This window comes from Spirillospora sp. NPDC049652 (genome assembly GCF_040675125.1).
Classification (GTDB): Bacteria; Actinomycetota; Actinomycetes; order Streptosporangiales; family Streptosporangiaceae; genus Spirillospora.
Genome location: NZ_JBFAOF010000262.1, coordinates 1 through 8234 on the forward strand (window position 1 = coordinate 1; position 8234 = coordinate 8234).

The window sequence follows — 8234 nt, forward strand, 5'->3', positions numbered from 1 at the left end:
CGTCCAGCGCGGCGAGGATCGCGGCGGCGGCCTTGGCCGGGTCGCCCGGCTGGACCCCGTCCCTCGTCGCCAGAACCCGGGTCACCTTCCCCGCCGTCTCCCCGTACTCGGGGAGGGACGTCGCCGCGCGGCGCATGCTGCCGGAGCCGAGGAAGCCGGTCCGGAACGAGCCGGGCTCGACCACCGTGGCGTGCCCGCCGAGCGGACCCAGCTCGGCGTTCAGCGCCTCGGTGATGCCCTCCACGGCGTACTTGGACGCGCCGTAGACGCCCGTGGCCGGGCCCGCGGCGAGGCCGACGATCGAGCCGATGTTGACGACCCGGCCCGAGCGCTGCGCGCGGAACGCCGGCAGGACCGCCCGGGTGACGTTCAGCAGGCCGAACACGTTCGTGTCGAACAGCGCGCGGGCCTCGGCGTCGCTGATCTCCTCGACGGCCCCGAACAGGCCGTAGCCCGCGTTGTTCACCAGGACGTCGATGCGGCCGTACCGGTCGAGGGCCGCGCCCACGGCGTCCCGGGCCTGCCGCTCGTCGGTGACGTCGAGGCGGACGGTGAGGTGGTCACCGTCCAGGCCGGGCATCGCCTCCGGGTCGCGGACGGCGGCGACGACCCGGTCGCCCTCGGCGAGCGCGGCCTTCGCGATCTCCAGGCCGAGGCCGCGGGACGCACCGGTGATGAACCAAACAGACATGAGAAGTAGACCTTCTGGTGAGGTGATGCTCAGATAAGGGGAAAAGGCCAGGTCAGCCAGCCTGGACGGACCGACCGCCGGCGGCGTTCCCGGCGGGCGGGGAGGCGGTCAGCGACGCGAGGAGCTTCAGCGACTCCTCGGACGGGCTGTCCGGCTCGGCCTGGTAGACGACGAGCTGCTGCCCCGGGGCGCTGTTGACCGTCAGGACCTCGTAGCCGAGCGTCAGATCCCCGACGCGCGGATGGCGGAACAGCTTCGCCTCGCGCGTCTTCGACCGGACCTCGTGCCGCGCCCACAGCCGGGCGAACTCCGGGCTCCGGATGCTCAGCTCGCCGACCAGCCCGACCAGGCGCGGATCGCCCGGGTCGTCGCCGGACGCGGCGCGCAGGGACGCCACGCAGTTCTCGGTGACCCGGTCCCACGTCCGGTAGAAGTCACGGGCCGCCGGGTTCAGGAACAGCGCCCGCAGCAGGTTGGTCTCGTCGCCGAGCCACTCGAACAGCGCCGCGCCGAGGGCGTTGGTCCCGAGGACGTCCTGGTACCGGCCGAGCGCCAGCGCCGGGGTGTCCGGCCAGCGCGCCATCAGGGACGCCATGTTCGGGTGCAGGTGCTCCCGGCGGGACGCGCGGCGGCGGGCCGGCGCCTGGACGAGTCCGCGCAGGTGGGCGGCCGCCTCGTCCTCCAGAAGCAGCGCGTCGGCGAGCGCGTCCAGGACCTGCGCGGACGGCCGCGTCTCGCGGCCCTGCTCCAGCCGGACGTAGTAGTCGGTGCTCACCCCGGCCAGCATCGCGACCTCGTCGCGGCGCAGACCCGGGGTGCGGCGGTCCGCGCCGGGGGCGAGCCCGTGGTCCTCGGGCCGGACCCGCGCCCGCCGCGCCCGCAGGAAATCGGCCAGTCTCCGGTCGGTCATGCGCACACCTCCTGATCCGTCATGCCTCGCACGCTATGCGGCGGACGCCGGATCCGGGTGGCCCCGGCACTCCTACCCGAACGCCTCCGCGACGACGTACTCGGCGATGGCCAGGGACGACGTCGCGCCGGGCGACGGGGCGTTGCGGACGGACGTGACCGGCCCCAGGCGGCTGATGCGGAAGTCGTCCACGAGCGAGCCGTCCGGGTCGATGGCCTGGGCCCGCACACCCGCCGGTGCGTGCACCACGTCCGACGCCTTCAGCGACGGGACGAACGAGCGCGCCTCCTTCACGAAGGCGTGCTTGAACAGCGACCCGTACACCTCCTTCGCGCCCGTCCGCCAGTGCTGCCTGGCCAGCGCGCCGAAGCCCGGCCAGGCCAGCGTCTCCCGGAGGTCGCGGAGGTTCACGTCGCGGCGGCGGTAGCCCTCGCGGGCCAGGGCCAGGACGGCGTTCGGGCCGACGTCCACCCCGCCGTCCACCCGCCGCGTGAAGTGGACGCCGAGGAAGGGGTAGCGCGGGTCGGGGACGGGATAGATCAGCCCGCGCACGAGGTCCGGCCTGGTCAGCCGGTAGTACTCGCCGCGGAACGGGATGATCGCCGGCCCCGGGCCGTCGCCCGCGAGCCGGGCCACCCGGTCGGACTGCAGGCCCGCGCAGACCACCAGCCGGTCGAACACCAGCTCCTCGTCGCCGGAGGTGACCGCGACCCGTTCACCCCGGCGGGAGATGCCGGTGACCTCGAAACCGAGCCGGAGCGTCCCGCCGGCGTCGGTCACGTCGCGCGCGTAGGCGCGGGCGATCGCGGGGAAGTCGACGATCGCGGTCGTGGGGGAGTGCAGGGCGGCCACGCCGCGCGCGTTCGGCTCGACCTCGCGCAGCTCGGCGGCCGTGAGGCGGCGCAGGCCGGGGACGCCGTTGGCGGCGGCGCGCTTCTCGATGTCCAGGAGCGGTTCGAGCTCGCGGGACGTGCGCGCCACGACGACCTTGCCGCACTCGTCGTACGGCAGGCCGCGGTCGGCGCAGTACTCCTTGAGCAGGCCGATCCCGCGGCGGCACAGGGTCGCCTTGAGCGAGCCGGGGGCGTAGTACAGGCCCGCGTGGGCGACGCCGCTGTTGTGGCCGGTCTGGTGCGCGGCGACCCGGTCCTCCTTGTCGAGGACGGTGATCTCCGCGCCCGGGCGGACCTCGCCGAGGCGGCGCGCCACCGCCAGGCCGAGGATGCCCGCGCCGACCACGCCGATGCGCATTTCGGTCACCCGGGCACCCTACGGGCCGGGCGCTCCACCTGCCCAGGCTCGACCGGCTCCCGGGCACCGCCCGGAACCGGCCACCGCGCCCGCGTCACCCGGACCCGCATGCCCCCCTCGGTTGCCCGAGGTCAGCTGCCGAGGCGCTTGCGGCTCTGCGCGCGCACCCGCTTGCGCTGGGACGGGTCGAGCATCAGGTACCCGGCGACCGGGAGGCCGATCGCGGCGAGCACCAGCAGGCCGACCACCCAGGTCGGCAGGAAGAACCAGAGCACCAGTGCGACGATCACGCCGCCGATCGCGATTTTTGCCGGGGATGACATGGTCTGAACCTCCGTACGGCCGCCCACCTATACAGACGGCCGGGCCGGGCCGCCGGTTCCACGATATGTCGCGTTTCCCCGCCGGTCGAGCGACGCCCCGCACGGATCGGCGCAGGCAGCGGCCCTCCCGCCGTCCGAGCGCGCTCCGGGGGCTCAGACGCGGAGGGTGAGGCGGCCCCCGCCGAGCGCCTTCAGGACCTCGGCGTGCAGCCGGCCGTTGGTGCACACGACGCTGCCGCCGTCCGGGCCGGGCACCCCGGACAGGTCGGTGAACATGCCGCCCGCCTCCTCGACGATCACCTGGAGGGCGGCCAGGTCCCACAGCGACACCTCGGGCTCGGCGGAGATGTCCACCGCGCCCTCGGCGACCATCATGTGCGACCAGAAGTCGCCGAACGCGCGCGTCCGCCACACCGAGCGGGTGAGGTCGAGGAACCGGTCCAGCCGGCCCTGCTCCTCCCAGCCGCTGAGCGAGGAGAACGACAGCGAGGCGTCCGCGAGGTCCGCCACCTGGGACACCTGGATCCGCTGCGCCCGGTTCAGGCTGCGGCCCGTCCACGCGCCGCCGCCGCGCATGGCCCACCAGCGGCGGTGCAGCGACGGCGCGGACACCACGCCGACCACCACCTCGTCGCGTTCCATCAGCGCGATCAGCGTCGCCCACACCGGGACGCCGCGGACGAAGTTCTTGGTGGCGTCGATCGGGTCGATGACCCAGCACCGCCTGTTGCCCCCGGTGCCGACGGTCCGCCCGTACTCCTCGCCGACGACCGCGTCGCGCGGCCGCGCCCGGCTGAGCGTGGACCGGATCTGCTCCTCCACGCCGCGGTCGGCATCGCTGACCGGGGTCAGGTCCGGCTTGGTCTCGACCGCGAGGTCCAGCGCCCGGAACCGCTTGGTGGTGATGTCGTCGGCCGCGTCCGCCAGCACGTGCGCCAGCCGCAGGTCATCGGAATAGCTCGCCACGGCCGCACACGCTACCGCGACCGCCCGCCGGGACGACAGCCGGTCCGGAAGGTCGGGCGCCGGAGCGTGGCGGAAAGGCGGCGGAGCGTGCCGGGATGGGACGATGGCGGCATGGCGCACGACCTTCCCGGATGGGTGGCCGAACTGACCGACCCGCGCCGGGCCTCGACGCTCGACGAACTCGCCGACCGGCTCGTCCCGCTGGCGGAGCACGCGATCGACGTGTCCCGCCGGCTGCAGGCGTTGCTGAACGAGCTGAACGACCCGTTCAAGCGGGACGCCCTGTACGGGCGGGTCGACCGGCTGAAGACGCGGGCCGGGGAGGCGATGGACGAGATCACCGCCGAGATCGCGGCGTCCGGCGCGGAGCGGGTGGAGCGGATCTGGTCGGACTGGCTGGAGCGGACGCTCCCCGCCGACCGGGCCGGCGACCGCGCCCGCGAGCTGCGCCGCCGGCTGGAGGGCGAGATCGTCCCCGAGCTGACCCGGCGGCAGCGGGAGGTCGCCGAGAAGGTCGCCGGGCGGACGTCGGCGGCGCTGGAGGAGGCCACGCAGACGCTCCTGACGCGGGTGGAGGAGCTGGCGAAGGCCGTCACCGAGCTGATCCACGGCGTGCTGCCGATGGCGCGGGAGGGGCTGGCGCTGGCGAGCCGGATCTCGGGCCTGTCCACGCGCGCCCGGCAGTCGGGGCGCGGGCCGGTGCCGGACGACCTGCGCGAGGAGAGCACCGAGCTGTCCCGGACGTTCGACGAGGCGGTGGCGCGCCTCGAACTGGAGTGGGCCACGCTCGGCGCCCGGTCGGCGACCGTCCGGGCCGCGCTGCGGGCCGCCGAGGAGACGGCGTTCTCGCACGTCACGCAGGAGATGACCGACTGCGTGGAGGAACTGGCGCCCGAGCACGTGCGGGCGCTGCAGGAGACCGAGGCCCGCGCGGCGACGCTGTTCGAGCACCTCGCCGACGAGTGACCGCCCGACCGTCTGACCGCCCGACCGTCTGACCGCCCGACCGTCCGCCCTGGCCCGCTGCGGTCAGGCCGGGGTGATGGCCTGGGGGAAGCGGAGCAGGGCGTTCGGGTCGTACTTCGCCTTCACCGCGCCGAGGCGGCCGGCGTTCGCGCCGTAGTAGTCGGTGCGCCAGGACGCCAGTTCCGGGTCGATGTAGTTCACGTAGGCCGCGCCGCCCAGGTACGGGTCCATGGCGCGGTGGACGCCGCGCAGCCACGCCATGTCGTCGCTCGGCGCGAGGTACTGGACCGAGAACAGGGCGTCGCGGTGCGGGAAGGCCGTGGCGGACGGGGCGACGCGGCCGATCGCCCCTCCCATCGCGTCGAGCAGGACGGACCGTCCATCGCGTCCCCGGACGCGCCGCACGAGTGACTCGATCGCGTCGTCCGGGAGCGGGCGGCGCGCCATGTGCGACTTGGCGGTGTAGTCGGTGCGGGGGAACCGGCCTGCGATGTGCTGTCCGGGGAGTCGTCCCTGCGCATGGCACTCGTCCACGGTCTGCCCCACGCAGCCCGCCAGTCGCAGCATGGCGTCGGTGTAGGACTGGGGGTGGGCGGCAAGGCCCGGGCTCGCGCCGCCCACGGCGGCGGCCAGGGCGTCCGTGGCCCCGGACGGGTCGGACAGCGCGAAGCCCTCGACGGAGACGCCGCGCGTGGCGTCGAGCTGGAAGCTCGTCCAGACCTCGTCGGGCGCGGACGGCAGCCAGCGCTGCCAGCCGCGCAGCGCCTCGGCGGCCCGGGACCGCGGCCAGCTCATCGTGAACGGCGTGACCTGGTCGGGGACCCGGTGGGTCCGGTAGGTGAAGCCGACCGCGACGCCGAAGTTGCCGCCGCCTCCGCCCCGGCAGGCCCAGAACAGGTCGGGTTCCCGGGACGCGTCGCACTCGCGGACGACGCCGTCCGGCGTGACGATCCGGAGCGACTCGACGGCGTCGCAGGTCAGCCCGAACGCCCGGGAGGTCGCGCCGAGCCCGCCGCCGAGCGTCAGGCCGGAGACCGAGACCGTCGGGCAGCTGCCGCCGGGGACGGTGAGCCCGCGCGAACCGAGCCGCGCGTACAGGTCGATGAGCCGGACGCCCGCGCCGACCGTGGCGTGGCCGCCGCCGATGTCGATCGCGTCCATCGGCGAGACGTCGATGACCAGGCCCGTTCCCGTGGACCAGCCCGCGTAGTTGTGGCCTCCGCTGCGCACGGCGACGGGAATCCGCTGCCGCGCGGCGAACGCCATGCACTCGGCGACGTCCGAAGGCTGGGCGCAGTAGGCGATCCCGGCGGGCCGGACGTCGTCGAAGCGGGGGATGTAGAGCCGGCGGGCGCGGTCGTAGTCGGCGTCCCCCGGGCGTACGACCCGGCCGTGCAGCCCGCGTGCGAGCGCGTTCCAGTCAGCGGGCCCGGTCGGGGAGGCCCGGCTCGTGCGCGCGGGGGAGGGCTTGCCGGGGGACGAGGAGCATCCGGCCAGGATGCCCGCTCCGGCCGCCAGGAGGAACGTACGCCGTTCTAACGCCATGACCTCGTCACTTGAGCTGGAAGGACTTGCAGAACTCCTCGTAGGCGCTCAGGCCGCCGTCCCAGTCCTTCTGCGAGGCGGCGAGCAGGATGGCCTCCGCGCCACCGCTGACCTGGAAGACCCGGACCTTCACCCTGCCCTGCATGTCCTTCCCGTCGGTCGCCTTGGTGAACGTGAACTCCAGTTCCGCCGCGTCGTGGCCGCCGAGCGGTACGGAGTTCCGCCGGTTGACCTCGTGGTAGGTGCGGTAGTCGCCGCTCTCGCGAAGGCGCCGGCTGACCTGGTCGAGCGTCACCGCGTTGCTCACGAAGAGACCGGTCGACTTGAACGCCGAGATGCCCCGGACGACGCCCGCCGCCGGGTCGCGGAACGTGGCCTGCCCGCCGCTGTCGGTCACCGTCCAGCCCGTGGGGTAGGCCGCCTTGAAGTCTCCTCCGTCGTAGAGCGTGTAGCCGCTGGCTACGGGCGCTGAGGACGACGGCGCCTGACTCGTGGGCGAGGTCGCCCGCGCGGTCGGCGGGGAGGAGGTGGGCGGGTTCCCGGTCGCGCTGGTGCGGCTTCGGTCGTTCAGGGAGACGGCCATGACGACGACCGCCGCCAGCAGCAGGATGCCGAGCGCCCCCGCCGGGATGACGATCTGCCACGGCACCCGTCCGGACGGCGCTGGCGGCCGGGTGTCCTCCCCGGCGGACGGCGCGAAGGGCGGCGGTGCGGGCGGCGGCACCGGCGACGGGACGTGGACGTCCACCGAAGGGTCCTTCGGCGGGGGGGGTCGGAGAGCCGGGCACGGCCGGAGAGAGCCACGGCGCCGGGGCGTCCGGAGCGCCGGCCGCCGAGCCGTCCGGCGGGCCGGGGACCGGGGCGGGCTCCTGGACGGCCCGCCGCAGCGCGCGCTCGGCCTCGTCCGCGTCCATGCGGCGGTCCGGGTCGCGTTGCAGCAGCCCGGTCAGGACGGGGGTGAGCGGCCCGGCGAGGCGGGGCGGGTCCGGCTCGTCCGCCAGCAGCGCGGCCATCACGTTCCACACGCTGTCGCGCTGGTACGGCGGGCGGCCCTCGACCGCCGCGTACAGGGTCGCGCCCAGCGACCAGAGGTCGGACGCGGGCGTCGCCTTCTGGTGCCGGGCCTGCTCGGGCGCGAGGTAGGCGGGGGAGCCGACGACCACGCCGGTCTGCGTCAGCGTCTCGTCGCCCGCGATGGCGGCGATCCCGAAGTCGGTCAGGACGGCCCGGTCCGCCCCCAGCAGCACGTTCCCCGGCTTCACGTCGCGGTGGACGACCCCGGCGGCGTGCGCGTGCCGCAGCGCGTCCAGCAGGTCGAGGCCGATCGCGGCGACGCGCTCCGGCGGCAGCGGGCCGCCCTCCCGGTCGAGGTGCGCGTCCAGCGCGGGCGCGCGCACGAGCCGCATGACGATCCAGGGCCGCCCGTCCTCCTCGACGACGTCGTGGACGGTCACGATGCCGGGATGGTCGAGCCGGGCCGCCGAGCGGGCCTCCCGGAACGTCCGCTCGTGCACCCGCCGGACCTGCTCGTCCGCGAGGCCCGGCGGCAGGACGACCTCCTTGACCGCGACCTCGCGGTCGA

The 8234-nt window shown here is 74.8% G+C and carries 8 protein-coding genes and 1 pseudogene; 1 reads left to right on the forward strand and 8 read right to left on the reverse strand.

What is annotated here, in order from left to right; translation table 11 throughout:
- The 5 genes from AB0J52_RS18380 to hisN all read right to left on the reverse strand — a co-directional run.
- The coding region (locus AB0J52_RS18380; protein ID WP_500182797.1) for an SDR family NAD(P)-dependent oxidoreductase at nucleotides 1–691 on the reverse strand (691 nt) is incomplete at its 3' end.
- 52 nt (nucleotides 692–743) lie between these two features.
- Entirely contained in the window at nucleotides 744–1601 is an 858-nt protein-coding gene (locus AB0J52_RS18385; RefSeq protein ID WP_500182798.1) for an MmyB family transcriptional regulator, read from the reverse strand.
- 72 nt (nucleotides 1602–1673) lie between these two features.
- On the reverse strand, nucleotides 1674–2852 hold the full coding sequence (gene lhgD, locus AB0J52_RS18390; protein WP_500182804.1) for an L-2-hydroxyglutarate dehydrogenase: 1179 nt from the start codon (nucleotides 2850–2852) through the stop codon (nucleotides 1674–1676).
- Nucleotides 2853–2983: 131 nt separating this feature from the next.
- Nucleotides 2984–3175 (reverse strand): tail-anchor membrane protein, encoded by a 192-nt coding sequence (locus AB0J52_RS18395; protein ID WP_500182799.1) that lies wholly within the window; start codon nucleotides 3173–3175, stop codon nucleotides 2984–2986.
- A gap of 153 nt (nucleotides 3176–3328) precedes the next feature.
- Complete coding sequence (hisN, locus tag AB0J52_RS18400; RefSeq protein ID WP_500182800.1) at nucleotides 3329–4141, reverse strand: histidinol-phosphatase; 813 nt, start codon at nucleotides 4139–4141, stop codon at nucleotides 3329–3331.
- A gap of 111 nt (nucleotides 4142–4252) precedes the next feature.
- Here hisN and AB0J52_RS18405 point away from each other — a divergent pair, with 111 nt between their 5' ends.
- On the forward strand, nucleotides 4253–5107 hold the full coding sequence (locus tag AB0J52_RS18405) for a hypothetical protein (RefSeq protein WP_500182801.1): 855 nt from the start codon (nucleotides 4253–4255) through the stop codon (nucleotides 5105–5107).
- A 63-nt stretch (nucleotides 5108–5170) separates the two neighbouring features.
- Here the strand turns inward: AB0J52_RS18405 and AB0J52_RS18410 are convergent, their stop codons facing one another.
- The 3 genes and pseudogenes from AB0J52_RS18410 to AB0J52_RS18420 form a co-directional block, all read right to left on the reverse strand.
- Complete coding sequence (locus AB0J52_RS18410; RefSeq protein WP_500182802.1) at nucleotides 5171–6652, reverse strand: FAD-binding oxidoreductase; 1482 nt, start codon at nucleotides 6650–6652, stop codon at nucleotides 5171–5173.
- A 7-nt stretch (nucleotides 6653–6659) separates the two neighbouring features.
- Nucleotides 6660–7400 carry a serine/threonine kinase C-terminal domain-containing protein gene (locus AB0J52_RS18415; RefSeq protein ID WP_500182803.1) on the reverse strand — a complete coding sequence of 247 codons (741 nt, stop codon included), beginning with the start codon at nucleotides 7398–7400 and terminating at the stop codon, nucleotides 6660–6662.
- A 208-nt stretch (nucleotides 7401–7608) separates the two neighbouring features.
- Nucleotides 7609–8166 (reverse strand): annotated as a pseudogene (locus tag AB0J52_RS18420) (serine/threonine-protein kinase); the annotation flags it as partial.
- Nucleotides 8167–8234 lie beyond the last annotated feature (68 nt).